At 39.6% G+C, this 17773-nt stretch carries 13 protein-coding genes; 5 read left to right on the top strand and 8 right to left on the bottom strand.

Annotation, left to right across the window (positions count from 1 at the left end; all coding sequences use genetic code 11):
- Positions 1–145 precede the first annotated feature (145 nt).
- Entirely contained in the window at positions 146–1000 is an 855-nt protein-coding gene (locus tag ACZ1GV_RS12425; protein ID WP_472674437.1) for a PEP-CTERM sorting domain-containing protein, read from the top strand.
- 72 nt (positions 1001–1072) lie between these two features.
- Here ACZ1GV_RS12425 and prsT read toward each other — a convergent pair whose 3' ends face one another.
- Both prsT and ACZ1GV_RS12415 read right to left on the bottom strand, forming a co-directional pair.
- Positions 1073–3763 (bottom strand): XrtA/PEP-CTERM system TPR-repeat protein PrsT, encoded by a 2691-nt coding sequence (prsT, locus tag ACZ1GV_RS12420; protein WP_472674436.1) that lies wholly within the window; start codon positions 3761–3763, stop codon positions 1073–1075.
- A 48-nt stretch (positions 3764–3811) separates the two neighbouring features.
- Positions 3812–5023: a GNAT family N-acetyltransferase gene (locus ACZ1GV_RS12415; protein ID WP_472674435.1), complete on the bottom strand. Its 1212-nt coding sequence runs from the start codon at positions 5021–5023 to the stop codon at positions 3812–3814.
- Between the two features lie 69 nt (positions 5024–5092).
- On the opposite strand from ACZ1GV_RS12415, the gene ACZ1GV_RS12410 reads away from it, so the two are divergent.
- Entirely contained in the window at positions 5093–6232 is a 1140-nt protein-coding gene (locus tag ACZ1GV_RS12410) for a glycosyltransferase (protein WP_472674434.1), read from the top strand.
- Positions 6233–6266: 34 nt separating this feature from the next.
- On the opposite strand, the gene ACZ1GV_RS12405 is transcribed toward ACZ1GV_RS12410, so the two are convergent.
- From ACZ1GV_RS12405 to wecB, 4 genes are read right to left on the bottom strand one after another with little or no spacing between them, the layout of a single operon-like run.
- Positions 6267–7310, bottom strand: a complete 1044-nt coding sequence (locus ACZ1GV_RS12405; protein ID WP_472674433.1) for a FemAB family XrtA/PEP-CTERM system-associated protein — start codon at positions 7308–7310, stop codon at positions 6267–6269.
- Between the two features lie 16 nt (positions 7311–7326).
- Positions 7327–8373 (bottom strand): hypothetical protein, encoded by a 1047-nt coding sequence (locus ACZ1GV_RS12400; protein ID WP_472674432.1) that lies wholly within the window; start codon positions 8371–8373, stop codon positions 7327–7329.
- Between the two features lie 14 nt (positions 8374–8387).
- Positions 8388–9638 carry a UDP-N-acetyl-D-mannosamine dehydrogenase gene (gene wecC / locus ACZ1GV_RS12395; protein WP_472674431.1) on the bottom strand — a complete coding sequence of 417 codons (1251 nt, stop codon included), beginning with the start codon at positions 9636–9638 and terminating at the stop codon, positions 8388–8390.
- A 2-nt stretch (positions 9639–9640) separates the two neighbouring features.
- Complete coding sequence (wecB, locus tag ACZ1GV_RS12390) at positions 9641–10765, bottom strand: non-hydrolyzing UDP-N-acetylglucosamine 2-epimerase (RefSeq protein ID WP_472674430.1); 1125 nt, start codon at positions 10763–10765, stop codon at positions 9641–9643.
- A gap of 169 nt (positions 10766–10934) precedes the next feature.
- Here wecB and ACZ1GV_RS12385 point away from each other — a divergent pair, with 169 nt between their 5' ends.
- The 3 genes from ACZ1GV_RS12385 to ACZ1GV_RS12375 are packed head-to-tail and all read left to right on the top strand — an operon-like array spanning position 10935 to position 14648.
- On the top strand, positions 10935–11879 hold the full coding sequence (locus ACZ1GV_RS12385; RefSeq protein ID WP_472674429.1) for a polysaccharide deacetylase family protein: 945 nt from the start codon (positions 10935–10937) through the stop codon (positions 11877–11879).
- Between the two features lie 6 nt (positions 11880–11885).
- Positions 11886–13145: a glycosyltransferase gene (locus ACZ1GV_RS12380; protein WP_472674428.1), complete on the top strand. Its 1260-nt coding sequence runs from the start codon at positions 11886–11888 to the stop codon at positions 13143–13145.
- A gap of 60 nt (positions 13146–13205) precedes the next feature.
- Entirely contained in the window at positions 13206–14648 is a 1443-nt protein-coding gene (locus ACZ1GV_RS12375; protein ID WP_472674427.1) for a hypothetical protein, read from the top strand.
- 8 nt (positions 14649–14656) lie between these two features.
- Here the strand turns inward: ACZ1GV_RS12375 and ACZ1GV_RS12370 are convergent, their stop codons facing one another.
- On the bottom strand, positions 14657–15829 hold the full coding sequence (locus ACZ1GV_RS12370) for a glycosyltransferase (RefSeq protein WP_472674426.1): 1173 nt from the start codon (positions 15827–15829) through the stop codon (positions 14657–14659).
- 6 nt (positions 15830–15835) lie between these two features.
- The gene (gene asnB / locus ACZ1GV_RS12365) at positions 15836–17719 is read right to left on the bottom strand and encodes an asparagine synthase (glutamine-hydrolyzing) (protein WP_472674425.1); all 1884 of its coding nucleotides are present in this window, start codon (positions 17717–17719) and stop codon (positions 15836–15838) included.
- Positions 17720–17773: the final 54 nt, after the last annotated feature.

The raw sequence follows: 17773 nt of genomic DNA, 5'->3' as shown, positions 1-17773 counted from the left end.
TACAAAGTATAATTTAAAAACAGTGAATTAAGAAAAAAGTTATTACAAATCAACATATTATATTGTTGGCAAGTAACTTGCTTTGTACTAGGCAGTACGATACGTTTTGTATCACACAGCTTACAACTCCATTAAGGAAAGTGTTATGAAAACATTTAACAAAGCTTTAGTAGCAACAGGATTAGCAATTGCTTCATGCGCGTCGTTTGCAGATCCTATTGTTATCGATACATCATACATGGCAGGTTATCCAACAGATGTAGCACCGTTCGACACAGATGGTAATTCATTAACTGCAGGTGTTGATGCTCTAACAATTAACGCGAGTAGCACAAACGTTTCAAATTACGTTGATAATAATGGTGTTGCTGGCATTCAAACAGGTGACTATGTTTTTGACTTAGTCCAAGACCGTGGTATCGGCTTAAACTTAGGTACTGCACCTAACAACGGATCTAACACTGAGTTATATAGCTCTGGTTGGGCTTTTGACATTGATTACATGTTAGAAGGTTTTGCAGCTTTAGTTCCAGATACAACAACTCCTACAACAAACTATGTTGGTGTGTTTACTGGTGGTTGGGCGAACATAGACTTAACAGACTTAATTAATAACACAGTTTATGACGACGTACTTAAACTAGAATTAACAGCATCTAACGGTACACCTATTTCAGGTGGTCAAAATGCGTTAACTTTTACGTTTAAAATTGTTGACGTAGTTTCTGGTCTTTTCTTCTCAAACGGAAATGACTTAGCTGACCTACTAGGTGCAAATGTTGTACTTAATATGAAAGCAAACGCTGACTTACAAAATCAAAGTAATGCTCCAGTGTTAGATGGTACATACGAGATTGGTGGTACTACATATGACAAGTACACTAGAACAACTTCATTAGGTTCTATTGACTTACGTCTAGTATCTGAACCATCAACGTTAGCTATCTTCGGTTTAAGCCTTTTAGGTTTAGCTGGTGTAGCAAGACGTAAAGCTAAATAAGACTTAGCTTAAATAAAAAAAACCAGTTGATTATCAACTGGTTTTTTTATGTCTGTTATTTACTATCGCCGATCATTTCATCTGACTAACGATAAGCTTCTTTTCCAATAAACCAGCATGATCTGGTGCAATGACTAAGCCTTTTTCAATCCACTCTTTTGCATTGTCTTTTTGTTTTAAACTTAAATAAATATCAGCAATAGTATCTATAACCTGGCTATTGTTTGGCGCAATTTCTGCAGCTTTTAATGCAAAGCTTAATGCCTCTTTATGTTTGCCTTGTTCAGTATATAAATAAGCGACATTATTTAATGCGACTAAATTTTTATCGTTTAGGGTAAGTAACTTAGAGTAGTATTTTAACGCTTTTACTTTATCTAAATATATAAAGTGATTTGCCAAAATAAAGGTAGCATTTGCATCATTTGGTTTACTTTCTACATGTTGCTCTAAAAACGTAATACCTTTATCTGTATTCTTGTCTTTTGTGTAAGTAATGTAAATAATCGCTGCAGTGCCATTTGAATCCCATTTCTCGTAGCTTTCCAAAAGAATTGGCAAAGAGTCAGAATAGTTTCCTTTCATTGCGATAATTTGGCCTGTCACTCGAAGGCCCATACCAGAAGTTCGAATGTCGTCTGTCACATTCTCCATCACACTTTCTGCTAGTTTTATTTTGCCTGTGTTAATTGCGTGGTAGGCTTTAAATAATAAAAACAAAGAATTATCAGGGAATAAGGCCAACGCCTTTTCAGCCGTTTCTATAGTCAGTTTATGTAACCCAAGAGTTTCAGTGATTTGCAATTTGTTGGCCCAACTCACCGGTTTATTTGGCGAAGCCTTAATCCAACTATCTGCTACCTCTAAGGCTTGTTTGATATTATTGGTTAAAATCAATAGACGAGTTTTCATTTGCCAAAACTCTGCCGACTTGCTAGTTACCTTATCTAAAACACTTAACGCCTTTTCATACTCTTTTTGTTGTGAATATATCTTGGCTAAAAAGATAGTAAGAGCTTGGTTATTTGCATTCGAAATCGTAGTCTCAATATGCTCAATGACACTGGATAGCTTAGCGTCTTCGGAATTCATTGCTAGCGAGTAATACATTTCTACTGCTGGAAAGTATTGAGGTTGCATAGCTAAAACATTACGAACAATGTTCGTTGCTTTGTTATAGTTACCTGCATCCGCCGCTTTCGAAGCCGCATACATTTGTGCCGCAATATTTGACTTGTCGAGCTCTAATGCTCTTTCAAGATTAGAGTTTCCTTGCTGCTTATTGCCCATCGCTAATTGAGATATACCCATTAAGCTATAAGCACTCGCACTCTCTGGTTTATCTTTTAGCCATACTTGCGCTACTTCTAAAGCTTTTTGATACTCACCAGACTGCAAATAAGCTGCCGCTAAATTAGAACGAGTTAAATCAGAATCTGGCGCTAAGGTTACGGCCTCTTCTAAATCCTCTAGTCCACTGATGTCCGATAACGAGAGTTTAAATGTACCTAACTGGCGCTTTAAGTCCGAAGATACGTCTTCCTGCTCTAGTTTTGCCAAAGAACGTTCTAGTAGTTCAATCGCTTCACTGGCACCGGCCTCATTGCCAGCTTTTATAAACTCATAAGTAATTTGCGACAGCAACTCTGGTTCTACAGAACCAGAAATATCTGATAATGCTTGGCTTGCGGCATCGTTATGACCTAATTTAATCTGTGCGAGCAATAACGCGCGCTTTCCAGGATGCGTACCATCTAGCTTCTTAGATAGTTTTTCTAAATGATTTAACGCCTGATTGTAATTATTAAGTTGGTACGCACTTAACCCAGCAACAGTTCGATTTGTATCGTTATCTTCACCAGACTGAATCGCCTTTTCCATATAAAGTTGAGCACTTTCAAAGTTACCCTCTCTAAACAGCGCAACCCCTTTTACTTCATTTGCGTAAGGGTGGTTTGGTACTAGCTTGAGAATGATGTCAGCCTGCTCAAGAGCCTTATTATTTTGGTCTAAACGAAGATAAGAATGCGCCAGGTGAAAGCGAATAAAATTCGCATTTGGCATTAACTCTAAGTGCGTTTTAAAGTCTTTAAGTGCAGCTTCATAATTATTTGATGCACTGTAGAGATAACCACGAAGCAATATACCATCGGTAAAGTCAGGGTTTTGGGTAATTACGTTATCTAAAATATTAATGGATTCAGAAAAATCATACTGCTTATTCGCTTCATTTTCTTTAAAGGTAATATAAGCGTGAGCAAGAGCAACAAAAGGCGAATTGTCATTACTTTCAACGACACTTTTTAAGATCTCAAGTCCCTCTGGCTGATTTAATTTATCAAAAGCGATACCTCGAAAGGTATTAAACTGGATAGTTTCAAGTTCTGAAAATGTGTTTAAATCAACGTCAACAGTAACGTCAATCTCAGTGATCTGTTGATAATCATTTTGTAAGTACAAAACCCTAACTAAATTGGGAAATACCGCTTGTTCAGGGGCGCCATTTTGCAAAGAAACATTAAGCTCCTTTTCAGCCGCGTCTAAAAAGCCTCGCTTCAAATACAAATCAGCTAAAATTAATCGAGCGTTAGAGTCATTAGGCGCGTCTTTAATCGCGTTTTTAAACTCAATAATAGCAGCATCATAATCATTATTCTGCAGAAAGCTTTTGCCTGCAATAATCGACTCTTCCGGTGAGTTTTTCCCGCAGCCAACAAGAGCTAAGGCGACAGAAGTGGTGAGAATAGACTTTGATAAGTTCATAATTATTCCATTAAATTATCTACAGACTCTTTATATCATCTGTGGTGATTAATTTCTAACCAAATAACCCTTAACTTTGCTGAGAGTACTCTCTATGACAAAGCGGGCTTTTTTTCGGCGCAAAGTGTAACAGGCAAATTCGGTTGTTATATCGGACAACTGTTGTTTGTAACGACTTTGCCCCGCTAAAAAATCGTAATAGTTAAGGTTTTGAAATTGCGCATATTTAACTGACTCTTGATGAAGCAATAAGCCCAATTTTATTCGACTATTATTCTTAGGTTTTAAACAACTTAAATAAAAATAAGCAGTAGTAGTATCAATAAATATGTAGTTAACGCCAATAACTTGATTATTTAACCGCGCGACAATACACACCACTTTTTGATCGTTGTTATTTTGCTCACATAATTTTTTATGAAAACGAATAAAAGCGTCATTGCAAAAACCACTTGGGGTTTGCGAAGAAGCCCATTTATCAATATGCCAAGTTTTAGCAAAATTTAAACACTCAAACGCAGCATCGTGGTTAGTAATATACTCAATCTCTAAGTCGCCGAGCTTTGACAATTCCAGTCTTGTTTTACTAATTTGTTTAAACGAGGACTTAGAAAACTTATTTGGGTAATCTTGTATTTTTGGGTCGGTTAATGCGGTTTTAAATCCGAGCTGTTTGCTGTCCAGTTCAAACGTAAATGAATGAGCATGATTTTGGTTAAACAAACTCTGTTTTAATGCATTATAAGAGTTTGACTCAGCGACATTAACGATATATTCATCTACATTTTGCGAACAAGAGTTAGATGTTAATAGCGATTGCCACATAGCCGTTCTTATCTGGTGGCTGGAAATCGCGTCCCCACTGGACAGAAGGAAATCATTGTACTCAATCCAAATCTGATCAAGCTTATCGTTACCAGTGCGATGTAAATGCCATTGTTTTGATGTAACAAAGCCGTGGCGACGAACATGAGTTTCACAGAAAATACCAAAGCCGAGTAGGTCGTCCAAAGCATAGTCGTCCAATGTATAGTCATTCAAAGCATCGTTATTCATCGAAGGCTTATTGACAACGGTGCTGACGGCCCGAACCACATAAACATTGTCAAAATTGGGCAAAATCGACAGCCAACTGCCAATCCAATTCCAAGACAGAAAAAAGCATCCGGCACTTCGTTCAAACAAAGCGATCCATTCTTGCTCTAACTGTTCAAGCGGATATTCCTTAAGTGGAATAACCTTTATCGTAGGATTTAACAATATCGTTACTGAATTTTTGATGAGTCTGGTGTTATAGTAAAGTTAGTCTTTATTGAATGCCATGATTATATGAACAAAGTAGCGATAAATAGTTGTCTTAACAGAAAAAAGGTCGTCCACATCGTACCAAGTTTTGGTTGTGGTGGGCTGGAAAAAGTCGTGGTAAACCTGATCAATAACTCAGAACATTACAATGTTAAACATGTACTTATTTCACTAACGACTGACTTTGAATTAGCAAAGGAAATCGATGTTCCCGTAGAAGTCTATTGTTTAGGTAAGCAACCGGGCAATGACATATTGAGTCATGTTAAATTGTTTCGGTTGCTAAAGCGGATAAAACCAACGGCATTTCATACTTATAACTTCGGCACCATCGAATATCATTTAGTTGCTAAATTAGCTGGTGTGCCAGTTACCGTGCATTGCGATCATGGCCGTGGTGGTGACGATCCAGCGGGAAAAAATAAATTTAACAATCGCTTCAGGCAACTCATTTCAAAATTTATCGACCACTATATTGTGGTGTCGTATGACTTATATCGATGGGTGACGGAAACGTTAAAAATCAGCGAAAGCAAAGTCCAACTTATCTTTAATGGCGTCACAGTTGAAAAACACGTAGCAGAAAATCATACTTCAGACACGTCCGCGAGTAGCAATCCGCCATTTATGATCACAACGGTTGGCCGATTAGACCCAATTAAAAATCAAAAGTTATTATTGTCGGCGTTTGATTTGGCTAAAAAGACCTACCCTAATTGGGAAAATGTAAAACTTCAGTTGGCAGGCAATGGCCCAATTTACCAAGAACTTGTCGATTTTAAAGATAAGTTAGCCAGTGCTGATGATATCGACTTTTTAGGATTCAGATCTGACATTCCAGACATTCTTAAGGCTACCGACTTATTTGCTTTATCATCAAATTATGAAGCCATGCCAATGACGATACTTGAAGCCATGGCACTAAAGCGACCAGTGATCACAACCAACGTTGGTGGAATCGCCAAATTTATTTCTGAGCAACATGCCTGGTTCGTAGAAAGTAAAAATGTAGAACAATACGCAGAAACATTGAATGAGATTAAGTTAGACCAAACGGCGCGCGAACAAAAAATTGAAACAGCACACCAACTGGTTTACGACAATTACAGCATGGATAAAATGGTCGATGCCTACTTAGGGCTATATCAAATAGAAACAGCGTAAAGTCAGCATCAGTAGTTAGCCACTATCTCAGCAGTTAAGGAAGGTTTCGCACAATTGGTGGGCCAATCATTTTAGTCACCCACAACGGCAACTTTTGCCAAACCTTAATGGCAAGATCAAACTTAGCGCTACTTGGCGATAGATTTGGTACCTCGCCACCCTCTGGCACCCAATGATACCAATAACATTGCAGCGGCTCTGCGCCCCATTGTTTCTTAAATTTATAAGTACCAGCATCAACGGTTGAACGGCCAAAATCAAATTGTTTAAAATCACTCTCAATGGCGTAACTTAAAATTTGCCAATACAAATACATATTCACAGAAATTCGGTTGGCGTAACGCACTGTACTTGCCCATGGGATCTCCATACGGTCTTTGTAGTGCATTAAAAAGCCAGTCGATACAGGTTTACCTTGCCAATACACAACACACAGCAACGAGTTATCTGGAAAGGTCTCTAAAATGGCTTTAAAAAAAGTCTTGCTGTAAACCGGCGTACCTAAGTCGCGCATGTTCAAACAAAATACTTCGTAAAAGTCTTCCAGTAACTCTACGCCACCAAATTTATGAGACACACCTTCACGTATAGGCCTTTTTATTTGCGAACGACGCTTAGAACCAATTGCTTTGCCTAATAACTCTGGTGTTTCTGGCAAGTCCAAAATCATATTAACTTTTTGCGTCGAAACCGGCATGGTTTTTAATAATGATTCAGCGCTTTCTATGGCGCGAAATTGAATATGACTTACTTTGTTTTGTTGCGCTGCTTCAATCGCTGCAGAAATAAGTTGGTTCTCAACCGCTACTGAGTCAGCCAATACAGAGCCATAATTAAAATAAGGCATCGAAACCATATAATTGCCAAACAACCAGCTGTCTAAATTGATAATTGGCAAAACTCCGACAATGGTATCGTCGGTATTTTTAGCAATAAAATAGTATGCTTTTTGGCCAAATGAAGCTTCTATCAGACTTAACCAATCGCTTTTATGATAAAGACTAGAAAGAGGGTGATCACTTACATACTTATCCCAAGCTGCAAACTCATCAGGTGGTAAAATTGAAACAGAAATCAAAGCATTTTCCATAATGTTAAATGTTTTTTGGAGTACCGGCGATACGCACAAAATCCATGATCTTTTCGCGCTCAGAAATGCTCGGTAAAAATGGGTAGGCTTCTAGCTTGGCATCTTCTCGGCTCATATACCACTCGTTGCCAGGCACCATTTGCGGCACATGGTTCAAATCGCCAATAAACATATTACCGCGATTAATAAACTCATCGTCTAACTGTTTTGAAATGAGCACATTTGGCCGAGTGCGATCAAAAAAGATTAAGTTATTACGCAATTCGATACGGTTAACGGCAAACTGTCTAGCTTTCTTTTCTAGTCCGTAGGCAATGAGTTGGCTGTTTGATGAGTTATCGCCTTGTTGCAAAATACTATCACGAACAATTAATTCGCCGTATTCCGCCATGTCGATTAAACGACTATCAACACCGTCTAAAGAAGCCAATAGGCTATTTTCAACAATTACCCGTTTAGAACGCGATTTAATGCCAGACCCTTCACTTTTAGTACTCAATATCTGGCTGTAGCGAACCTTAAGTTCATCGGCAATGATATACATTGCGTGTGAAAAGCCATTGCGATTACCAATACGTTCAAATTTAGAAAACTCGATATGTACAAAGCCTTTAACGCGACTTGTTTTTACACCCGATTGACTGTCATGTACATACAAGTCTCGGATGGTTATGTTTTCGCCTTCAAATCGAATACAAGCGCCATTGCCATCAGGCACTGCTATATTTTTGCACTCAATAGACTCAACCACCACGTTTTTACCCGTTAATACTAACGCAGCTTTACCATCAGCGGAGGCACCATCAAAAACAACGCCCGGCTCACCTAAAATAGAAATATCATTTTTAGTGATGTATACACCGTCTTTATAGACGCCTTTTTCTAAATAAACGGTGCTGCCATCTTGAATTGCCGCCACCGCACTTTTAAAAGAATCAAAAGGCATACCATCAACGATAACTTTTTCTGCATGCAAAACAGAGCTAAAACACAGCGCAATAAATAAAATTAGGCTTTGGCCAAATCCATTGTTGAGCTTCGTCTTTTGCATCAGGTTATCCTTGTTTATAATAAGCCGCGAGTATCAATCACTACTTTTTTCGCAAACGCATTTTTATCCGCTGCTTTAAACTCTTTGTGATCAACCAATATCACCACAACGTTAGCTTTGTCTAAAGCCGACGTTAAGTTTGCAAACTCGATACCTTGGCTAGCTAATTTATCTGGCAGTGCTTTAATATTTGGTTCTACCGCAATCAACTCACCAACGCTGGCGTTCGCAAGTTCTTGAACAATTTGCACAGCTGGACTTTCGCGTAAGTCGTCAATATCAGCTTTAAATGCTAAGCCTAAACACGCAATAACAGGGCGTTTAAATTGATCCGCCGCTTCTTTTATCTGTGACACTACATAATGCGGTTTTGCATCATTGGTTAAGCGCGCTTGTTTAATTAGCTTAGCCTGTTCTGGGCAACTATCGACAATAAACCAAGGGTCAACAGCAATACAATGACCGCCAACACCAGGACCTGGATTCAAAATATTCACTCGAGGGTGACGGTTCGCCAGTTTAATTAATTCCCACACGTTAATATGAAGCTGGTCACAAATGGTTGATAGCTCATTGGCAAAGGCAATATTTACATCACGGAATGAGTTTTCAGTTAGTTTAGCCATCTCAGCGGTTCGGGCATTGGTAACAATACATTCACCACGAACAAAGGTTTTATAAAGCTCAACGGCTGCTGCACTACAAGCTGGCGAGATACCGCCAATAACGCGATCATTTGATACTAATTCTTGCAATACATAACCCGGTAATACGCGCTCTGGGCAGTGAGCCACTTTAATGTCGGCTTGTTCACCAGCATCTTGCGGGAAGGTTAAGTCAGGGCGGGCTTCTTTTAACCAGCCAGCTAATTTTTCTGTAGCGCCAACAGGAGACGTTGACTCTAAAATAACTAAATTGCCTGCCTCAATAACAGGCGCAATCGCTTTTGCTGCAGACTCAATATAACTTAAGTCAGGCGAGTGAGAATCGTCGTTGCCATGTTTAAACGGCGTTGGCACCGCAATCATAAAGGCATCGGCTTTTTCAACTTGAGTCGTAGCACGTAAAAAACCAGTAGACACTACGCTTTTAACAACAATATCTAAGTCAGGCTCAACAATGTGAATATTACCGGCGTTAATGGTATCTACTGCGTGTTGGTTAATCTCTACACCAACCACTTTAATACCTCTAGAGGCAATAACCGCTGCTGTTGGCAAGCCAATATAACCTAAACCAATTACCGAAACTGTTTCAAAAGCCATGTTTATAATTCCTCTACTAACGTTTGCACAATACGTTGACATGCGAGTCCATCGCCATACGGATTATGCGCTTGTGACATGGTGTTATAGTGCTGCTCATCATCTAGGAGCAGTAGGGTTTGTTCTACAATGTTTTGCTCGTTGGTGCCTACTAATATAACTGTGCCGGCATCTACCGCCTCTGGACGTTCTGTAGTGTCACGCATAACTAATACCGGCTTGCCTAATGACGGCGCTTCTTCTTGTACGCCACCAGAATCGGTAATAATTAAATAACTCTGGTTCATTAGGTATACAAACGGTAAGTAGTCTTGAGGTTCAATTAAAAACACATTGTCTAACCCCGACAATAACCGATTTACCGGCTCCCGTACGTTAGGATTCATGTGCATAGGGTAAACAATTTGTACGTCTGGGCGTTGTTTCGCTATGTTCGCTAACGCCTGGCAAATACGTTCAAAACCATCACCAAAACTTTCACGACGGTGGCCTGTGACTAAAACGAGTTTTTTGGTGGGGTCAATAAAATCAAACTGCTGTGAAAACTGAGTCGCCAGAGAAGTATCACTATCAAGCTTTTGTTTTACCCATAACAAGGCATCAATAACCGTGTTACCCGTCACCGAAATGCTACTGGCGGTTACATTTTCTTTAAGTAAGTTATTTTGTGACGATTTAGTTGGCGCAAAATGAAATTGTGTGATGGCGCCCGTTAGCTTACGGTTTGCCTCTTCCGGCCACGGTGAATAAATATTGCCGGTTCTAAGGCCTGCTTCAACATGACCTACTTTAACTTGTTGGTAAAACGCCGCCAAAGCTGCGGAAAACGTCGTTGATGTGTCACCATGCACCAATACAATATCAGGTTTAAATTCAGCAATAACCGACTTAATGCCCGCTAATATGTTGCTAGTAACATCGTATAAGTCTTGGCCTGGCTTCATAATGTTTAAGTCGTAATCAGGTGTAATTTCAAATAACTGCAGTACCTGATCTAACATTTCTCGGTGTTGGGCGGTGACGCATACTCGCGAATCAATATGTTCTGACTCGGCTAGTTTATGAACCAAAGGTGCCATTTTTATTGCTTCAGGGCGTGTACCAAATACCGTTAATACCTTTTTCATTTACGTTGCCTATTTAAATTTCCGTAGCCTGCATTTAGATTGTTATTCTGCCACTAGCGCCGCAATAAATATAGTCATTATGTATTGCTATCGCACATTAGGTTATTCACAAAGAAAACAACTCCGTGTACTCTTGTTAATCGCGCTGATAAGTAAGGATACAAAAGAAATGTTACATTTGGGTTTAAGCCTATTGGCCTGCATAAATAGAATAAAACATAAAGAACATCCACTAGCGGTATTGTACTTTCATCGCGTTCTTAACGATCCGTCATTATTTTGCCCCGACGACATTACTGCCACAAATTTTGAAGTGTTGCTCACCAAGCTAAATAAATACTTTAAGATATTTTCTTTAAGCCAAGCGTTGGCATTGATTGAGCAAGGTAAGTTGCCTCCAAAGGCTTTAGTGCTAAGCTTTGACGATGGATATGTCGATAACTTTGATAACGCACTGCCAGTTTTTGAGAAGCTCGGCATAAAGGGTAGCTTTTTTATTGCCACAAAAGGAACTGAACAAGGTTACTTGTGGAATGATGAATTGGCCGAGTCGTTAAAAAATACCATGGCAACGCAGTTTGGTATGTTCGATCAGTCATTTGTTCTTAATACCGAACAAGAAAAAGCTAACGCATACTTATACTTAGTAAATAAAATTAAGTTTTTAGCAAATCAAGAACGTGATGAAGCACTTAACGCCATTTACAAAAAGATAGGTCGTTTTGAGCCGGCTAGGTGCATGATGACAGCACAACAATTAAATAAACTAACCAAACTGGGCCACGATGTTGGCGCGCATACGCACTCTCATAGTATTCTTGCGATGCAGAAGCCTGAAGTAGCAAAACAAGAAATGGCTAAGTCGGTGGAGTATTTAACTGATATTTTGGGACAAGTGCCGCCGCTATTTGCATACCCAAATGGTTGGTTTGGTCGAGACTTTACCGCGGAGCATCAACACATGCTAAATGAACTTGGCATTCAATATGGGGTAGCAACAAATGATGGTGGCATTACGTCTAAAACCAGTTTGACGGCTTTGCCACGATTTATGCCGCATCGAAAAGAGTTTAATCAGTTTTGTTTATCAATATTAAAAATAGCCGGAGAGTAACAGCCCGTGAGCGCCACTAAAACTGTTCTGATGATCGCCTTTGAGTTTCCACCAAGCAATGGCGCGTCAGTTCCACGCATCGAGAGTTTTTATCGATACCTAAAACAGTGGGGCTGGGAAGTTATTGTATTAACGGCAGACCCGAGCGCATATTCAAAAGTGGATGCAACTTATCAAGACGGGCCAGACGATAAAATTTACCGAACTCGAGCACTCGATGTTCAGCGCGACTTGTCGTACAAAGGTAAGTACTTTTCAATTATGGAAACACCTGACCGCTGGGGCCTTACATGGATACCTTCGTCGGTTAGAGTGGGCGCAAAGTTAATTAAAAAATACAAGCCCGACGTTATTTGGTCTTCAGCACCAACGCCAAGCACACACTACATAGCCAATAAATTATCAAAACAAACTGGCTTGCCTTGGGTTGCTGATTATCGTGACCCTTGTCATTACATGAATGGTAGTGCAGGGCGATGGTTAGACTTCATACATAAAAAAATTGACCGCCAAGTGATGCGAAACTCAGCACACCTTACCTACGCAACAGCCGCAGTGCGCGATTTATACCAGGCTAAGTATGGCGCTTTAGTTGAAAGTAAAAACACCGTAATTGAAAACGGTTTTGACGAAGCAAACTTTGAACGCCTCGCCGCATTAAGTTCGGTGGAGCGAGCGAATACGCCCTTTGATTCAAAAAAATTCTCAATGTATTACAGTGGTGTTTTATATGCACATGGTCGCGATCCGGTACCCATTTTTGAAGCCATAGCCATGTTAAACAACGACGGTTTAGTGAATGCGGAAAACTTTGAATTAATATTTCAAGGGGCAGGCAGTGGCGAAGAGTTTAGCGATGCACTAACTGCATTAGGCATTACTGACTTAGTTCAGTTTATTGAACCTGTGCCTTTTATTAACGCATTAAATAACATGACACGAGCCGATGCATTAGTGCTTATTCAAGACGCCCGATTTAACAAACAAATTCCGGGCAAAGTATACGAATACCTGCGAACGCAACGTCCTATGTTAGTAAAAGCGGATTCACAAGGTGCAACTTATAAGTTAGCCTCATCATTTGATGGCGTGGAAACAGGCATGGCAGCGGAAGAGTTGGCCATTGCAATTAAAAACCTTATTAACCACAAAAACGAGCAACGCCAACAATCAGGCAATGTACAGGTATATGAAAGAGATTTATCTGACTATAACCGCGAACAAAAGGCAAGGCAGTTAGAGCAAGTAATGTTGGGGCTTGTTTAACGCCCAGTTCACAACGTATTAAATGTACCCACCACCTAAACCTAAAATGAGTAGTAAATCATGTCCTATACTTTAGTCTCAATCCTCAAACGATTTATAGAATCTGAAGGTTTTAGAGCAATGAAAAATATCTGTGGCTATATAGCGTTAGTTATTCTCCTTGTTTCATGTAGCGGAGAATCTAAAGAAAAAAATAGTGACAAAACCCAAGATGACAATCAAACCAGCAAAACCTTTTACCATAATTCGGTGATGGTCGCCTCTGACGTAACTACTTTGTTCGATTGGAACGACGAAGGTGACCAAGATACGCTTTGGAATGGGTGGTTATGGCAGCCAGACGTAGCATATTCAAATGAAGGTTGGGTGTTAGACACAGGAGGGCCTTTAGGTGATGGCGTTATAACCTACTTTGGACAAAGCCCTCGCAGCTTTGATAAAGGTGATTATAAAGATGACAACTTAGCCGAAATTGTTAGTGATATTAGAGCGCCGTTAACTTCATCAGGTGGTAGCTTTAGAGTGTTTGACAATCCTCAAAATAATACGGCACCGAATCAAGCCTCTTGGTGGATGTATTACGCAGGTAAACCGTTAAGTGAGCGTGGTGTAACCTCTGAATCTACTGATCGAATGTCGTTTTATATAAAGCTAGACGGAATAGAAACTAAAGGCCCTGAGGGCACACCACACTCTATAGGGACTAACTTTCATGTCGGTACTTATTTATGCTGGGAGACAGGCCAACCAGTCTATAGCACAGGTGACGGTTGCCCACGCGAAGGGCCGGGTAATCAGCATTACTACCATTATTTAGGCTTTAATCCAGGTGCTTGGTTGCATGTCGAACTAGACGATCACCCAAATCATCATCGAGGAAAACCGGGCAATAGTTATCATAAAAATAACCCTGTATCAGACAGTGATAAGTCATACTTTGCTCAGTTAAGCCGTTTTTATTTTGAAATTAGAGCTAAACAAGATCAAGACACTGAATTTGTGGTAGATGAATTAACCTTTTACAGCACAAAAAACAGTATCGAACCCAATCAAAATGACGAGTCTATTACGTCTTTGTGGGTCGGCTATTGGCCTGAAAATAACTATTGGGAAATGGGCTTTAAAGATGGTGGTAATTTTTCAGTGGGGGAGCATAAATTTTCGACCTTTGAAATACGCTGGTCAACAATGCCAATTACTAATTCAAACTATAATACAGCAAATATTGTCACACCAGAATTTTACTCAGGTGAAAAGTATGTAGGAACTAAAAACCCGCACTATGTGAGAAGGGCCAATGATTATACCCGGGATGTTTGGACTCGCTTTCAATTGCCACAGAGTGTTTTAAATAATTACCAAGTGATTTATTTTGCAATAAAAGATGTGTCTAAAAAAGGTGAAAACCAAGGAACAAAATGGCCTTGGAACCGCGACGATCATGGTGATGCGTCTTCGAAATATATTAGAACGATTGACTACGCATTAAAGCCAATTAAATAGATTTAAAATTATAAAACTTGTTTAGCACACCAATCCCAGGTGTATTTGTTTAAGTTAGCAGCTTGAGTGACTCGGTCTGTTTCTGTGAGCAGCAGGTCGCTTGAGTCTTTAATAATTGCATCAATGTCGTCTACTTTTACTACGGTACCTAAATTGGGTTCGCTAGTCATAATCTCAGGTACGCTACCTACATTAGTCGCTACTGCAGGACAACCGCTGGCTAATGCTTCGGTTAGTACGTTAGGGCTACCTTCACCGCGACTAGATAAACAAAATACATCGGCGGCGTTATACCAGGTAATAAGCTCATTATTAGGTACAGCACCCATAAAGTGAACATGGTCTTTAAGGCCTAACGAAGTTACTAATGCTTTTAGCTCTTTACGGTAATCACCTTCGGCTCCTTCTGAGCCTAAAATATAAAAGTGTGTGTTGTTTAGTCCTAGTTGTAGAATGATCTTTTTAAGGGCTTTAATAACAACGTCAAAGCCTTTGCGGTGAATAAGTGCACCTACGCCTAAAATGATTTTTTGATCATGCGGCAAGTTTAGCTTGGTTCGACATTCAGCTTGATCAATATGATAAAACGCATCGGTATCAACCCCGTTTCTAACCACTTTTGTTTTTGAACGAGTATTGGCAATTTTATCTGCCGTGTCGGCCATTTCTTCGCTTAACGAAATAATGCTATCAACTTTACTAAGATAATGAGCAACCAGTGTTTCTCTTACATCTCCGTCTTGCTGGTGGAAGGCTTCCATACCGCGCAAAGTAACTCTGTAAGGCACTTTATAGTAGTTGCTTAGATAGTCACCTGTTGGTAAGTCTGGAAAGGTCCAGTGAAGATCTACTAAATCAAACTCAAAGCCAATTTGTTTGATGACATTCTTTACCGCTTGTTTATACGTTATTACTTCTAAACCTTTAAAGTGGCCAGGAATAGAAAAGAATCGTGGATGATAAATCGTAATGCCATCTCGTTCGGTTTTAAATGGAATATTAGCTAAGTGTTTAAACTTATCTATAAAGCCATGAGCTGGAGACCAAGGAATAGGATTAATCACAATAACATTGGCATATTTACTCATTGCTTTTAAACGATTAAAAACAAAGATCCCATGATTTGGACGCTCAACGTTTGGGAATAAGTAGCTAATGGCGAGAATGTTTTTATAGGCCATATTAATTTAGTCCGTATTCTTCCTAAGCCATTCTTCTAATACTACTAATTGCCATAACGTTTTATGGTGGTCATATTTATTGGCATTGTGCTCATTGATGAGTTGCTGGATGCGTTCCACTTTAAAGAACTGGTGCAGCTTGGTATTGTCCGACAATAACAAGTCTTGTGCGTAGTCTTTTAGCTCGTTTTGGAACATCATTTTTAGTGGTGTTGGAAAGCCCATTTTTTTACGATAAATGATGTCGTTTGGCAGTATGCCTTCCATCATCTTTTTCAGTGGGAATTTGCCTTCGCCTTTTTTGATTTTGTGGTGCGATGGAATCGTCGCTGCAAATTCTACTAAACGATAATCTAAAAAGGGTACTCGTAATTCAACGGATGTTGCCATGCTCATACGGTCGGCTTTAATTAGTAAGTCATCAACGAGCCAAGTTTTTGTATCAAAGTAGAGCATTTTGTTAAGCTGATCTTGGCCTTTCATATTCTCGAACAGTTGTTTTGAAAACGCACCGTGGTTGGTTCGTGCTTTTTCTGACTCTAGCTGTTGTTTAAATTCGGGCTTATATAAGGCTTCTTTTGAGGCGTCTGGATAAGTAGACATGCCTTTATAGCGTTGCTCTATAGGTTGTGTGGCCATGTTTAGGTATTTGGATACCTTGTGGCTTTTACCCAGCACTTTATTAGAGATGCCCGCAAAAAATTCGCTACCAGATTGACCAACAACGTTGCGGTATTTCTCTAGTACGTTCATGTATTGGTATAAGTCATAACCAGCAAAAATTTCGTCTGAACCTTCGCCCGACAAGGCAACGGTGACTTTTTCTTTAGCGAGCTTAGAGACGAAAAATAGCGATATTGCGGCGGCTTCTGTTACTGGCTCATCCATTAATTGAATGTATTCTGGGATGAAGTCTTTAAACTGTTGTGGGGTGATCTTAAGTTCGTGGTGATCGGTGCCAAACTTCTCTGCCACCATACGAGCGTATTGAGTCTCATCGAAATTTTTACCAAAATCATAAGCTATCGAAAAGGTTTTAAGTGGCTCTTTCACTTTGTCAGCCAGTAGACCAACAACAGCACTTGAATCAATGCCACCGCTTAAGAAAATACCTAGTGGAACGTCACTGCGAAGTCGAAGGTCAATAGCACTCTCAAGTAAGTGTTTACTTTCGTTTAAATAATAGTCAAAACCTTTGTCTTGGGTATTATCAAACTTAAGATCCCACCACTGAGTAATACTCATTTGTTTGTTTTTAATAATGGCATAATGACCCGGCATTAATCGATTAATGCCTTGGTGTAAGGTTTTTTCGCCGGGAATATAACCAAAGCTCATGTAGTCGTCGATAAGCTCGATATTAAGGCTTGGCAAGGCATCTAAGCCCTTTAAAATAGCTTTGGTTTCAGACGCAAAGATTAATTCGTTGTCGTCTTGGTAATAATAAACAGGCTTAATACCGAGACGATCACGAGCCAGAAACAGTTCTTGAGTTTGGTTATCCCAAATTGCGATAGCAAACATGCCATTAAATTTATGCAAACATTCAACACCGTATTCTACATAAGCTTGCAAAATAACTTCGGTATCTGTTCCTGTTTCAAAGGTATAGCCTTTCTGTTCTAATTCAGCGCGAATTTCTATGTAGTTATACACTTCGCCATTATAAGAAATAACAAAACGACCTGTTTGTTCAATTCGCGGCTGGTGGCCAGCTGGAGTAGGATCTAAAATGCTCAAACGTAAATGCGCTAGGGCACAATAGCTATCGTCTGAAATCCACAGTCCATTATCATCAGGTCCACGATAAGGCATAGTGTCTCGCATGGCGGCAATACGTTCTGCATCCGCTGCGTTATTGAAATTAAGTGTTCCTAGGATTCCGCACATTGTTTAACCTTGACTTTTTAAGCAACGATTATTGCTCAGTTTGCTTTTTAGTAA

This window comes from Psychrosphaera sp. HA2-10 (assembly GCF_055693745.1).
The sequence above is the reverse complement of the archived record's forward strand: the minus strand, read 5'-3'. Positions and strand labels throughout refer to the sequence as shown.